This is a genomic window from Hymenobacter lapidarius, from assembly GCF_001816145.1.
Taxonomy (GTDB): domain Bacteria; phylum Bacteroidota; class Bacteroidia; order Cytophagales; family Hymenobacteraceae; genus Hymenobacter; species Hymenobacter lapidarius.
This window is the reverse complement of the sequence record NZ_MDZB01000164.1, coordinates 1-13,986: the sequence shown is the minus strand read 5'-3', so window position 1 is coordinate 13,986 and position 13,986 is coordinate 1. Positions and strand designations below refer to the sequence as shown.

General features: G+C 60.7%; 10 protein-coding genes. 6 read left to right on the top strand and 4 right to left on the bottom strand.

From position 1 onward, the window contains the following. Window positions 1-16: 16 nt before the first annotated feature. From BEN47_RS18595 to BEN47_RS18570, 6 genes are all read left to right on the top strand, one after another. Window positions 17-1,885 carry a M61 family metallopeptidase gene (locus tag BEN47_RS18595; protein ID WP_070730637.1) on the top strand — a complete coding sequence of 623 codons (1,869 nt, stop codon included), beginning with the start codon at window positions 17-19 and terminating at the stop codon, window positions 1,883-1,885. A gap of 89 nt (window positions 1,886-1,974) precedes the next feature. Further along, window positions 1,975-2,994, top strand: a complete 1,020-nt coding sequence (locus BEN47_RS18590; RefSeq protein WP_070730635.1) for an MBL fold metallo-hydrolase — start codon at window positions 1,975-1,977, stop codon at window positions 2,992-2,994. A 158-nt stretch (window positions 2,995-3,152) separates the two neighbouring features. Beyond that, window positions 3,153-4,655: a sodium:solute symporter gene (locus BEN47_RS18585; RefSeq protein ID WP_070730633.1), complete on the top strand. Its 1,503-nt coding sequence runs from the start codon at window positions 3,153-3,155 to the stop codon at window positions 4,653-4,655. A 77-nt stretch (window positions 4,656-4,732) separates the two neighbouring features. Next, window positions 4,733-5,236 carry an energy transducer TonB gene (locus tag BEN47_RS18580; RefSeq protein WP_070730631.1) on the top strand — a complete coding sequence of 168 codons (504 nt, stop codon included), beginning with the start codon at window positions 4,733-4,735 and terminating at the stop codon, window positions 5,234-5,236. Between the two features lie 54 nt (window positions 5,237-5,290). Continuing rightward, entirely contained in the window at window positions 5,291-7,123 is a 1,833-nt protein-coding gene (locus BEN47_RS18575; protein ID WP_070730629.1) for an ABC transporter ATP-binding protein, read from the top strand. Between the two features lie 118 nt (window positions 7,124-7,241). Continuing rightward, window positions 7,242-8,132, top strand: coding sequence for a DUF2911 domain-containing protein (locus BEN47_RS18570; protein ID WP_070730627.1), 891 nt, complete (start codon window positions 7,242-7,244; stop codon window positions 8,130-8,132). A 139-nt stretch (window positions 8,133-8,271) separates the two neighbouring features. Here BEN47_RS18570 and BEN47_RS18565 read toward each other — a convergent pair whose 3' ends face one another. From BEN47_RS18565 to BEN47_RS18550, 4 genes are all read right to left on the bottom strand, one after another. After that, window positions 8,272-9,060: an SDR family NAD(P)-dependent oxidoreductase gene (locus BEN47_RS18565; protein WP_070730625.1), complete on the bottom strand. Its 789-nt coding sequence runs from the start codon at window positions 9,058-9,060 to the stop codon at window positions 8,272-8,274. Between the two features lie 465 nt (window positions 9,061-9,525). Beyond that, on the bottom strand, window positions 9,526-11,460 hold the full coding sequence (locus tag BEN47_RS18560) for a CocE/NonD family hydrolase (RefSeq protein ID WP_083322585.1): 1,935 nt from the start codon (window positions 11,458-11,460) through the stop codon (window positions 9,526-9,528). 108 nt (window positions 11,461-11,568) lie between these two features. Continuing rightward, the gene (locus tag BEN47_RS18555) at window positions 11,569-12,246 is read right to left on the bottom strand and encodes a phosphatase PAP2 family protein (RefSeq protein ID WP_070730623.1); all 678 of its coding nucleotides are present in this window, start codon (window positions 12,244-12,246) and stop codon (window positions 11,569-11,571) included. Window positions 12,247-12,368: 122 nt separating this feature from the next. Further along, window positions 12,369-13,748: an aspartate kinase gene (locus tag BEN47_RS18550; protein WP_070730621.1), complete on the bottom strand. Its 1,380-nt coding sequence runs from the start codon at window positions 13,746-13,748 to the stop codon at window positions 12,369-12,371. Window positions 13,749-13,986: the final 238 nt, after the last annotated feature.

The window sequence follows — 13,986 nt, the reverse complement described above, 5'->3', positions numbered from 1 at the left end:
ATCATCCTCATTCGCTATGAAATTCACCATTACAGCCGCCCTTCTATTAACCCTGGCGGGTGGAGCAAGCGAGGCGCAGGCACAGGCCAAGCCTGATACCGGCCCGGCGGTGCGCTACGCGTTGTCGTTTCCCAACGCGGTGCACCACGAAGCGAAGGTGACCGCAACGTTTTCGGGCCTGCCCAAGGGGCCGCTGCGCGTGCGCATGGCGCGCAGCTCGCCAGGGCGCTACGCCCTGCACGAGTTTGCGAAGTTTGTGTATTACGTGGCGGCTACTGATGGCAGCAACCACCCGCTGCCGCTGAACCGCCCCGACCCTTACGGCTGGGACGTGACGCCGGGCGCCGACGGCACCGTGGTATTTAGCTACACGCTGTACGGCGACCGCACCGACGGTACCTACGCGGGCATCGACCAGCAACACGCCCATCTGAACATTCCCGCGACACTGTGCTACGCCACGGGCCTGGAAGGCCGGCCGGCGGAGGTGAAATTTGAATTGCCGCCCACCTGGAAAGTAGCCACGCAGCTGCGCCCCGGGGCCGATAAAAATACCTTCACGGCGCCCAACCTGCAGTACCTGATGGACAGTCCGGTGTCGTTGGGCGCGCAGCAGGTGCGCAGCTGGCTGGAAGGCGACCAGACCATTGAGCTGGCCACGCTCTATGCGGGCCCGGTGGCCGAGGTGGATGCGTATGCCAAGAAGGTGCAGCAGGTAGTGAAGGAGCAGAAAGCCATTTTTGGCGAGCTGCCAACGTTTGACTTTGGACGCTACACGTTTGTTGCCAACTACCTGCCCCAGGCCACCAGCGACGGCATGGAGCACCGCAACTCGACCTCGGTGACCAGCCCCCGCCCGCTAACCGAAGCAGCCGGCACGCGCAACCTGGGCACGGTATCGCACGAATTTTTCCATGCCTGGAACGTGGAGCGCCTGCGCCCGCGCGACCTGGAGCCCTTCGATTTCCAGCGCGCCAATATGAGCGACGCCCTGTGGTTTGCCGAAGGCTTCACGCAGTACTATGGCCGGTTGGCCATGCGCCGGGCCAACTTACTCAAGGACAGCGAATTTCTGGAAGATATTGCCAGGTGGGTGAACCTGCGGCAGAACAGTCCCGGCGCCCGCTACGCCTCCCCCATTGAGATGAGCCGGCAGGCGGCGTTTATGGATGCCGGCACCAGCATAGCCCCGCTCAACGCGGCCAACACCTACCTGTCGTACTACGACCAGGGCGCGGGCATTGCGCTGGTGCTCGACCTGGAGTTGCGGCACAGCCACCGCACCACCCTGGACAAATTTATGCAGGCCGTGTGGCAGCAGTACGGCCAGAAGCAAAAGGCCTACACGCCCACCAACCCCTACACGGTGAAGGACCTGCAGCGCGTGCTGGGCGAAGTGAGCAAGGACACGGCGTTTGCCAACCGGTTTTTCCGGCAGCACGTGTACGGCCGCGAGCAGCCGCGCTTCGCCGAAAGCCTGCTGGCGGCCGGCCTGGCGGTGGTTCCGGCGCGGGTGCTGGGCACGGCCCTGCAGCGCCAGCTGGAGTTCGACGGCGAAGGGCACTGCCTGGTGGCGGCGAACACCCAGACCGGCTCGGGCCTCTACAAAGCCGGTATTGACCGGGGCGACCAGCTGGTGATGCTGGATGGAAAAGAGCTGAAAAGCGCGGCCGACCTGGAAGGCGTGCTGCGCAAGCACAAGCCCAGCGACGCGGTTTTTGTGAAGGTGAAAACCCGCAGCGGCGAGGAAAGAATCACGCAGCTCATTCTGGATGAAGACCCCAACGGGCAGGTGAAACCGGTGGAAGAAGCAGGAAAGACAGCATCCACGCCCGCTCAAAAGGCGCTGCGGGAAGCCTGGCTGGCCAGCCAGGCCTCGAACTAAAGCGCAGCGTCTTGGTTTCGTTTCCCCAGTAAATGGTACAACGCCCGATTACCTCGCGTAGCCGGGCGTTTTTTTATCCTTGTCAGAAGATGGCCAAACGCATTTCTTACCTCCGCAACGAGCAGCTGCCCACGGTGCGCGCCGGCTACCCCGGCAATAAGGTATTCGGCAACGAATTTGCCAACGGCGAAGAGCTGTTCGAACCCGCACTTTCCGCGCTGTTGAAGTGGCAGCTTTCGACCAACCCGCAGAAAGCGGAGAAGAAGGCCGACACCTGGGTGCCGGCCGTGGTGGAGTGCGACGCCGCTTTTTCGGCTACCGAGGACCTGCTGGTGTGGCTGGGCCATGCCAGTTTCCTGCTGCGTGTGGCGGGCGTCACGCTGCTCTTCGACCCGGTGCTGTTCGACTCGCTGGGGCTGCGGCACCGCCACGCCCTGCCCTGCCGGCCCAAAGCGGTGCGCGGCATCGATTACCTGCTGCTCTCGCACGGGCACCGCGACCACCTGGATGAAAAAACCATGCGCCTGCTGGCCGCGCAGAACCCGCAAATGCAGGTGCTCTCGTCCCTGCGCATGGCCGGGCTGCTGCGCGACATGGCACCGGGCATTGCGGTGCAGGAAGCCAGCTGGTGGCAGCAGTACGACCTGGGCCCCGATTCGCCGCTGGATATTTATTACCTGCCCGCCGCCCACTGGCACCGCCGAAGCCTGGCCGATGTGAACCGCGTGCTGTGGGGCAGCTTCCTGATTCGGGACCGCCCCGCCGACAAGCTCCTGTACTTTGCGGGCGACACGGCTTACGGCGACCATTTTGAGGCCATTGAAAAGCTGTTTGGCCCCATCGATACCGTGCTCATGCCCATTGGCGCCTACAAACCGGCCTACATGATGGCCCAGAGCCACGTGAACCCGCACGAAGCCGCAAAGGCCGCCAATGTGCTGCGGGCCGGCCACGTGGTGCCCATGCACTACGGCACGTTTGACTTATCGGACGAGCCCGCTTCCGAGCCGCTCCGGCAGCTCACCGACATCGCGGCCAGCGGCATGCTGCGCGGCGAGCTGCACGCGCCCGCCGTGGGCGAGGTCATGCGCTGGCAGGAATGGGAGTAGGTTTCTTTTGGCAGTTAGCTTTTTGTAGTAGGTAACGTAGCATTGAGCAGTAGCACACTGCTGGCGCCCACGCTGCTACCTGTTAGCTTTGCGGCTTCCTGTTGCGCTGTTGCTACTAAAAGCTAACAGCTAATAGCCATTGGCTAACAGCTTAAAAAATGTCACCTACTCTCGTATTAAGCCTCGTTGGAGGCTATTTTGCTGTTCTCATCGTCATTGCCCTTCTCACCTCGCGGGGGGCCACGAGCGAAAGTTTCTTTGTAGCGAACCGCAACTCGCCGTGGTACATGGTGGCGTTTGCCATGATTGGCACCTCCCTCTCGGGGGTAACGTTTATATCGGTGCCGGGCAACGTGTACGGCAAAAGCTGGAGCTACCTGGCGGTGGCCATGGGCTTTGTGGCCGGCTACGTGGTCATTGGCACCGTGCTGATGCCGCTGTACTACCGGCTGCGGCTGGTGTCCATCTATACGTATCTGGAGCAGCGGTTTGGCTACTGGAGCTACAAAACCGGGGCGCTGTTCTTTCTGATTTCCCGGTCGTTGGGCTCGGCCCTGCGGCTGTACCTGGTGGCGGGCGTGTTGCAGCTGGCCGTGTTTGATGCCATGGGCGTGCCGTTTTCCGTGACGGTGGTGGTCAGCATCATGTTCATCTACCTCTACACCTTTAAGGGCGGCCTGAAAACCATTCTCTGGACCGATACCTTCCAGACGCTGGCCATGCTGAGCTGCGTGGGCCTGAGCATCTACTTCATGGCCGATGAGCTCAACTACGGATTCAAGCAGCTGGTATCTTCGGTGCTGGACAGCCCCATGTCGCAGGTGTATTTCTCGGATTTTCGGGACGATAAGTTCTTCTGGAAGCAGTTTGCCTCCGGCATGTTCATCACCATCGTAATGACCGGGCTCGACCAGGACCTGATGCAGAAAAACCTGAGCTGCCGCAGCCTGGGCGAGGCCCAGAAAAACCTGTTCTGGTTCACGCCCGTGATTGTGGGCGTCAACATCATGTTCCTTACGCTGGGCGTGCTCATGTACCAATACGCGGCGGCCCGCGGCCTGCAGCTGGAGCAGCTGCCACAGCTGCTGAACCTGAACGGCTCGCTGAATACAGACAAGGTATTCCCGTTCCTGGCCACCACGCAGTTTTCGCTGGTGGCGGGCGTCATCTTCATTCTGGGCATTATCGCCGTGACGTACGCCTCGGCTGACTCGGCCCTGACCTCGCTCACTACGTCGTTCTGCGTCGATTTCCTGAACATTCAGCAGTACCCGGAAAGCCGGCAGACCACGCTGCGCCAGCTCACGCACCTGGGTTGGTCGGTGGTGCTGATTGTTATCATCTTGATTTTCAGGGTGTACAATAACCAGAGTCTGATTGATGCGGTTTACAAGGCGGCGGGCTTTACCTACGGGCCGCTGCTGGGGCTTTTTGCCTTCGGCATTCTCACCAAACGCAACCTACGCGACCGGTTTGTGCTGCCCACCTGCGTCACGGCCGTGCTCCTGACCTGGCTCATTGTGTCGCACTCCGTGGAATGGCTGAACGGCTACAAGTTCGGTTTTGAAATCCTGCTGCTCAACGGCGCGCTGGTGTACCTGGGCCTGCTGGCCATTTCGCGGCCCGCCGATGTGAACCCGTTGCCCCAGGCGGCGGTTTAGCTATTTATCGGACTGTCGAAATATTATACCGGCGGGCTCGTCTACCTCACAAAGGCAGCCCCCATCCTATCCCCGCTATGAACAAACCTTTTTTCTCGCTTTTAGTGGCCCTGGTGGCCTCCCCGGCGGCATTTGCGCAGCAACCCGCGCCCGCGGCTACCGACCAGAAAACCATTGTGCTCAAGCCGGGCGAAATGCAGGTGCAGGCCAGGCCCGCCGCCAATCGCCCCGACCGCGCCCCGGTGTACCCCGGCGGTGAGCAGGCGCTGGGCCTCTTTTTCCTGCAAAACATCAACTACCCGGTCGCCGCAAAAGCCAAGCAGCTCTCCGGCGTGGTGTTCGTGAATGCCACCGTGAACGTGGACGGCACCGTGACCAACCCCGTGGTGGCCAAGCCGCTCTCGCCCGAGTGCGACGCCGAAGCCCTGCGCGTGGTGGCCCTGATGAACGGCTGGCAGCCCGCCATGCGGCGCGGCCGGCCGCTGCCGGTGCTCATTCAGCTGCCCGTGCCCTTTGGGGGCGCCGGTGAGATGAAAGTGGAGCAAACCCGCCGCCTGCCCCTCAACAAGCAAAAGCACTAATTTTAATTTATGCGCGGGCACCGCCCACGCATGCCCCTGATTTCCAAGTATTGAATGGCCCGTAGCGGATTGAATACCAGCGGCGACGGCGCGCCCGACGCCCCCAAGCCCAAGTTAACCAAAGAAGCCTTCCGGCGCAGCCTGCGGGTGTTCCGCTACGTGCTGCCCTACCGGGGCACTTTCATCGCGGGCATGGTGCTGCTCGTGCTCAGCAGCAGTACCACCATGCTCTTTCCGTGGATAATAGGCAAGCTGGTGGACGTGGCCAACGGCCGGGCCGTGGCCTTGCCGGGCGGGCTCTCGGTGGGCATCAACCGCATTGCGCTGGGGCTGTTCGGCGTCATCGTGCTGCAGGGGATTTTCTCGTTCGGGCGCATCTGGTTTTTTACCCGCGTGAGCGAGTTCACGGTGCGCGACATCCGGCAGGCGCTCTACGCCAAGTTTGTGAGCTTGCCCATTCCGTATTTTGAGAAAAACCGGGTGGGTGCCATCACCTCCCGCATTACCTCCGACGTGGCCCAGATTCAGGACACGTTTTCGCTGACTCTGGCCGAGCTGTTCCGGCAGGTGACCACGCTGCTGGCGGGCATCATCTTTATCATGCTGGTGTCGGTAAAGCTCTCGCTGTTTATGCTGGCCACTTTCCCGCCCATTGTGGTGCTGGCCATGGTTTTCGGCCGCAAAATCCGGGTGCTGTCGAAACTTACGCAGGACGAATTGGCCAAGGCCAACGTGGTGGTGGAAGAAACGCTGCAAGGCATCAACACCGTGAAGGCGTTTACCAACGAGCAGTTTGAAACGCGCCGCTACACAGCCTCGCTCACCAATACGGTGCGGGCCGCCCTGAAAAGCAATCTGTACCGCGGCGCTTTTGTATCCTTCGTTATCATCGGCTTGTTCGGGGGCATTATTCTGGTGCTGTGGCGGGCGGCCACGCTCACCCAAACCGGCCAGATGACCATTGGCGACCTCACGTCGTTTGCGCTTTATACCATGTTTATCGGCGCCTCGGTGGCGGGCCTGGGTGAGCTGTACGGTAAGGTCCAAAGCACGCTGGGCGCTTCGGAACGCATTCTGGAAATTCTGGATGAAGCGAGCGAGCCCACTCATTTGCCACTTCCGGCCGGCCAAGCGCCACTGCAACTGCGCGGCAACATTGAGTACCGCAACGTAGCCTTCACCTACCCTACCCGGCCCGATTTGCCGGTGTTGCAGGACATTTCGTTTGACATTACTTCCGGCGAAAAAATTGCGTTAGTCGGCCCCAGCGGGGCGGGCAAAAGCACCATTGTGTCGCTGCTCATGCAGTTTTACGAGCTCAGCGGCGGTGAAATCCTGATTGACAACCGGCCCATCAACAGCTTCGACCTGACGGAGCTGCGCCGCCACATCGGCATCGTGCCGCAGGAAACGCTGCTTTTCGGCGGCAGCATCCGCGAGAACATTGCCTACGGCAATACCTCCGCTACCGACGAGGAAATCATCGCGGCCGCGCGCAAGGCCAATGCCTGGCAGTTTATTTCTTCCTTCCCCGAAGCCCTGGATACGGTGGTGGGCGAGCGCGGCATCAAGCTCTCGGGCGGGCAGCGCCAGCGCGTGGCCATTGCCCGCGCCATCCTGAAAAACCCGGTTATCCTGCTGCTCGACGAAGCCACCTCCGCGCTGGATTCCGAGTCGGAAAAGCTGGTACAGGGCGCCATGGATGAGCTGATGAAAAACCGCACTTCCATCATCATCGCCCACCGCCTGAGCACGATTCGCAAAGTCGATAAAATCCTGGTCATCGATGGTGGCCGCATCGTGGAGCAAGGCTCGCACGAGGAGCTGGCCGATAACGACAACGGCCTGTATGCGAACCTGCTGAAGCTGCAGTTTGAGCTGAGCTAAGAATCAGACCGAAAAATATCTACAAATACAGAGTTAGACTTATTCTGCCTTCAAAACCCGCGCCCTAAGCGCGGGTTTCGTACTTTTATTTCCCTAATCAACCATTTCCCCTTTACCGATGAGCAAGTTCTTGCTGACTCTTCCTGTTGCCTTCGCCACGGCCGTTACGATGCTGGCTGCCCCTGCTGCCCAGGCCCAAATCCGTACGCCCGCGGCCAGCCCCCAAAGCACCGTCATGCAGCGCGTGGGCCTCACTGATATTACCATTGTGTATTCCCGGCCGAGCCTGAAAGGACGCGCGGCGTTTGGCGACAAAACGCCCCTGGCCCCGCTGGGCCAGCGCTGGCGCACGGGCGCTAACGCCACCACCAGCATCAAGTTTTCCGATGACGTGACCATCGACGGCAAAAAAGTACCAGCCGGCGAGTACGGCATCTACACCATTCCACGCGCCAATGAGTGGACGGTGGTGCTGAACAAGAGCCTGAAGCAGGGCGCCGACGTGGAAGGCTTCAAAGAAGACCAGGACGTGGCCCGCCTCAGCGTGAAGCCGTACAAAGTGGCCAGCAAAACGGAGTCCTTCACCATCAGCTTCACCGACCTCACGCCCGGCACCGCCAACGTGGCCATGGAATGGGGCAACACCGGCGCCAAATTCAAAATCACCGCCGACGTAGACAGCAAGGTGATGGCGCAGATTGACGAAAAAATTACCAAAAACGCTACTCCCGCTGCCGGCGACCTCGCCGCCGCGGCCGTGTACTACGCCGACAACAACAAGGACATGAAGCAGGCCGTGGCCTGGATGGAAAAAGCCAACGCCACCGACGCCAAGTTCTGGAACCTGCACTCGGAAGCCAAGATGCGCCTGAAAATGAAGGACTACGCCGGCGCCATGAAAGCCGCGGAAGCTTCCAAGAAAGGCGCGCTCGCTTCCACGCCGCCCAACGGCGACTACGTGAAGATGAACGAAGAGCTGATGGCTGAAGCCAAGAAGGCCGGCAAATAAATTAGAAAAATCGTTTCGTTGTTGGGCCTTGTCCCAAAGGAAGTTGCTTTCTCATAGCCCAAAAAGGCCGCAGCACTGGTGCTGCGGCCTTTTTTTGTGACCATTGAAGTTGAAGCCTCCGGAAACCGCCAACGGATTGCTACGCCGCCGGGTGCAGCTGGTTGTTCATGATGGTAGCCAGCATGGTATCGGGCAGCACCAGGCTAGTGAAGAAGTTGACCTTGGCCGACATGGTGGGTAGGCTGCGGGCGCCGCCGTCCATGAGCACGTCGTAGCCTTCCTGGGCTACCTGGCGGGCCGAGGCGGTGTGTTGGGCGGCGCGGGTGTTCTCGGCGTGGGCCGTGCGGAAGAAATTGGTGTCGGTGGGGGGCGGGCACAGCACGGTCATGGTAACGGCCGATTTTTGCTGTTTCAGCTCGTGCTGCACGGCTTCGGTGAAGCTGAGCACGAAGGCTTTGGTGGCCGCGTACACGGCCTGGCAGGGGCTGGGCGTGAAGGACGACAAAGACCCCACCTGCAGAATCCGGCCGACGTTGCGGGCCTGCATGTCGCGCAGGTACAGCTTGGTGAGGTGCACCAGCGCGGCCACGTTCACCTGAATGATGGCCAGTTCCGTGTCCACGTCGGTATCGGAGAAGTAGCCGGTTTCGCCGAAGCCGGCATCGTTGACCAGGGCGTCAATCTGCAGGCCGCGGGCGGTGGTTTCGGCATAGAGCTGGTCGGGAGAGTCGGGCCGGCTCAGGTCAAACGGCAGCAGCACGATATCAACTTCCTCGAATTCCTGGTGCAGCAGGCGGGCAGCTTCCCGCAGCTCGTCGAGGTGGCGGGCCACCAGCACCACCCGGTAGTCGTCGCGGGCAAAGCACCGGGCCAGCTCGAAGCCGATGCCACTCGATGCGCCAGTAATTAATGCGGTTTGGTCGTTCATGGCTTTAGGGGTTTGGGGGTGAGGTTTTACATCGAAAACCGCGTGGTTATTCGACTTAGTAGCCAAGGGAACAAGTCACTAGGGCCCCTTGGTTGCCCTGAAACAGGCAGGTGCCGTTCATGGCACAGCGGTTTCAATAGTAATATACCTGTTTTTTTATTAACAATTATAATACAGGTTTCTGATAGTGATTTATTGAATGGGTTTAGAGCAGCATCCTTTCCCCGCTACCTTTTTCGTTGGCTGCAAGGAAATGCTCAGCGCTCTTCCAGGATTAGTGTGGGGCTAGAGACGCAGAATGTTGCGGCTTGCGTTGAACAACTTAAAGCAGCACTGGCAGACGGTTTCGTTCAACAACAATACTCTAAGCATTAGTTATCAAAGCATTTAAAAGCAAAGGGGCGACCTTACGGCCGCCTCTTTCTCTTTATCGCTCTGTGCAAACCGAGTTGTTTCCGGTTGTATTTACAGCACCTTCACCACCAGCTTAGACGCGCTGGCGGGCGAATGGTACAGGCGGTGGGTGGCTATTTGAAAGTCACTTTCCTCGGCCTGGTAGATGTTGTCGATGTACTTCTGGGGGTTGCGGTCGACCAGGGGGAACCAGGTGCTTTGCACCTGCACCATGAGGCGGTGGCCTTTTTGGAAGGTGTGCATGAGGTCCTGCACAGTGAAGGGCACGGGCGTAACCTGGCCGGGCGTGAAAGGCTCGGGCTTGGCGAAGCTGTTGCGGAAGCGGCCGCGCATGACTTCGGAGCGCACCATTTGCTGGTAGCCGCCGAGGCGCACGCCGGGCCGGGTGCGGGGGTTGTCGGGGGTGTCGTTGGGGTACACGTCGATGATTTTCACCACCCAATCGGCGTCGGAGCCGGTGGTGGCTACTTGCAGCAGCGCCTGGATGGGGCCGGCCAGGGTGAGGTCGTCGGTGAGCACGTCGGTCTGGTAGGTGAGCACGTCGGGGCGGCGGCTGGCGAAGCGCTGGTCGTCGGTCATGTACTCGCGGGTCATGCCCACGGCGGTGGCTTCGGTGAAGGGCACGGGGTGCGCCGGGTCGCTCAAGAACTGGTCAAACTCCGAGCCGCTGGCGGGCTGCTCGAAGCTGATTTTGCCGTTGGGCTGGAAGTACATGGTGCGGTCCTGGGCGGCTTTGGGCGGCCAAGCGTCGAAAGTGCGCCACTGGTTGGTACCGCCCTCGAACACGTAGGCTTCGGCCAGCTTGGTGGCAGCGGTGGGCTTGGGGTCTTTCAGGTAGGATTTGAAAAAGGGGGCTTCCACGTTTTCCTGGTACCAGTAGGACGGCGAGGGGCCGTAGGCCACGTTGCCGAGCATTTCGCCGGTGCCGCGGGCCCAGCCGCCGTGTATCCAGGGGCCCATCACGAGGCGATTGGCGATGCGGGGGTTCTGCTTTTCGATGCTCTCGTAGGTTTTCAGGGCGCCAAACAGGTCTTCGGCGTCGTTGAAGCCGCCCACGGTGAGCACGGCAGCTTTGATATCTTTCAGATGCGGCCGCAAATTGCGGGCTTCCCAGAAGGCGTCGTAGTTGGGGTGCTGGGTTAGCTCGTTCCAGAAGCCCACCTGGCCTTTGTAGTAATTGGCATCGGCGTTTTTCAGCGAACCCAGGCGCATGAAAAAATCATAGCCGTCGGGCGTGCCGTGCTTGAAGGCCGGGTTTTTGGCGGCCGTGGGCTGCGGGCGCGGCAGGCCGAAACTGGCCATGAAGTTGAAAGCGTGGGGCAGAAAAAACGCGCCGTTGTGGTGGAAATCGTCCCAGAACCAGTCGGCGATGGGTGCCTGGGGCGAGGCGGCTTTCAGGGCCGGGTGGCCGCTGAGCAGGCCGGTGGAGGTGTAGAACCCTGGGTAGGAAATACCCCACTGGCCCACGCGCCCATTGTTTTTGGGGCCCTTCTTCACCAGGTACTCAATGGTGTCGAAGGTGTCGGTGCTTTCGTCGAAGTCGGTTTTGCCGGCGTACTTCACCTTCTGCGGGCGCATGTCCACGAACTGGCCTTCCGACATGTAGCGGCCGCGCACGTCCTGAAACGCGAAGATGTAGCCCTCGTGCAGCATGGTGCTACTGGGGCTGATGTTGGTTTTGTAGCGGCCCGGCCCGTACGGCCCAATGGAGTAGGGCGTGCGGTTGAGCATGATGGGGTAGCGCACCTGGTCGGCGTCCTTGGGCGCGTACACGATGGTGTAGAGCTTGGTGCCGTCGCGCATGGCAATCTGATATTCCGTCTTCACGTAGCGCTCGTGGATGTAAAGGGTATCGGCCACGGCGCGGGCGGCGGCGGCGGCATCGGTGACGGCCACGGGGGCGGGCAGGGTTTGGGCGGTGGCGCCCGTGGCCAGCAGCAGGCCCAGCAGCGCAACGGCGGCAGAGCAGTAAACAGGGTTTCTCATGCAGAAGGGAGCCTATGAACCACCACGCGGCGGCCGCGACGAAGGTAGCAGCAGCACCGCGGACTGCCAATTCGCGGGGAATACTCCTGCGCGGGGCGGGCGGCGGGCCTACTCTGCTGCGTTCACCGCCTCAGCAGGCGCTGTTGCGGCACCGGCTGCGCGAGTTGGCCCCAACAGGCCAAACAAGAAGGTGAACGCGACGACCAGCCACACCGAAAACCAGACGTCCGACAGGTAGTGCACTCCCAGCACCAGCCGTCCCACCAAAATCAGCGCGGGCAGCACCAGTAGCGGCACCCGCCACCTGGGGAAAGCTACGGCCAGGGGCATGAATAGGCTGAAATAGCTGGCCACGTGACCGGAAGGAAACGAGTCGTTGTGCGGGCCGGCTGCCCAGAGGCCGGTACCGGGATAGCCGCTGGTAAAAAGCACATCGGGCCGCAGGCGGTGCACCATTCCTTTCAGCAGATTGGCGCTGCCCTGGCTGGCAATGTGGGTGAGCAGCACGATGAGCAACACCGTGGCCCAGCGCTGCCTCAGTCCCCAGCGGCCCGCCCCAAACCCCAGCAACAGCAGCATCCACAAGGCGGGAAACCCGAAAATCTGAACTCGCATCGCGGCATCATAGCCAGCATCGACCAAGTTAGTGTAGGCCGCAAAAAACGGGATGCCACCGGCCAGGTATCGATGGAAAAATAACGCGAGCGGCTGGTCAAGAAACAGAATGAGCAGAACGCAAGCCGGCAACGAAACAGCCGTGAAGATTAGAAACTGGCGAAGCGTCATGGTAGCGGTGGGCCGGAAGAAGAAACTAGGTAGAAACGCAAGGCTTGGGGCCTTAGTGTTGAGAGTTGACGCGGGTAAAGTTTACTCGGACGGCGCGGACGCTGAGACGCAAATATGCGTCTCTACATGCCCAAAGCCGCGTTTAGGGACACGATGGCAGGCTGGTATTCCTCGCGGCCCACGATGAACTGGATGTTCACCTTTCGCAACGCGAAGCCGGCGCTGCGGATGTTGATACCAGCCTCGGCCAGGGCGCCGGCGGCGCGGGCCAGCAGGCCAGGCTCGTCGATGTTGGAGCCGATGAGGCAGACCAGGGCGGCGTCTTCGATGGTGACCTTTTCGTACTTGGCGTGCAGGGCGGCCAGCAGCGGCGGGTGCAGGTCTTTCTGCCAGATGAGCAGGGTGATGCTGTTGGCGCTGGTGGCCTTGAAAATGTAGCTCACGTCGAGGTCGTAGAACACCTGCATGAGGTGCAGGTCAAAGCCGGCCGTGCCCACCATTAGCGGGTCGTGGATGTCGATGAGCACCACTTTGTCGGTGCCGGTGATGACTTCGATGTGCTTGCGGGCGGCCACGAAGTCGCGGGTGATGAGCGTGCCAGGATGCCCAGGCTCAAAGGTGTTTTTGATGCGCAGGTCGATGGCGTTTATCTCCAGCGGCTTCGAAGCTTTGGGGTGAATGGCCTCCATGCCCACGTCGGCGAGCTGGTCGGCCACGTCGTAGTTGGTGAAGCCCACGGGGCGGCAATTATCCAGGCCCACCAGGTTCGGGTCGGCGGAGCAGAGGTGGTATTCTTTGTGAATAATGGCCTCCCCCGGCCGCACCGCCACGGCAATTTTGCTGAAGGTGACCTCCGAATACCCGCGGTCGAACTCCCGCATGATGCCCTCGGTGCCCTTGGTATAGCCGGTGGCCACGCAGATGGTTTCGGCAAACGCAATGCCGGCGAAGGCTTGCTGAATTCGCTCATCGATGGTCAGGGCCCGCGCATCCTCAAAGCCGCTGAGGTCGACCAGCGTGGCGTTCAGGCCCCGGTTTTGTAGAATATTAACGGAGTTGAAGGCCGAGTGCGCCTCCCCTATCGAGGCCAGGATTTCGCGGGCGGCCTGCAAGATGTTGGTGCTGTTCACGTAGCCCGAGGCCAGCACGTTGGTGAGGCTTTCGAGGTAGGTCTGGGCCTGGTCGATGCGCTGCTCAATGAAGGCGTCGGCCACGACCAAGTCGAGGCCCAAGGGTTCATAGTCTTTGTTCAGCTCTTTGAGTTGCGCGGCCACTTCCTGCAGCGCCGCCCGAAACTCCTGGTGCTGAGTGATGCGGTGGTACACGCCGGGGGCGCCGGTTTTCTTATTTTCGAGCAGCCAGTTGGTGACGTTGGCGTAGGCGGAGACCACGAAAATGCGGTTGTATAGCGCCGCGCCCTGGCGGTTGTGGAAGATGATGTTCTGGAGGACATCGGCGAAGGCGGTCATGGAAGTGCCGCCGATTTTTTCTACTGTGAGCATGTGCTGGTCGCCCTCCCCGCCGCAACCTCACCCCCGGCCCCTCTCCAAAGGAGAGGGGAGCCACGGCGGCGCAGATTGAGCAATAAGGGTTAAATCAATAATAAACAGGTCGTTTGAGCAAATGAAAGCTCAGACCTGCAACTAAACGACTATGGACTGGAAGTCCATAGGTTTGGGTTGCGAATGGAATTCGCGGGTTTCGGCTAAAGCCGACTGAAAGAAACCACTGAAAGTGGGT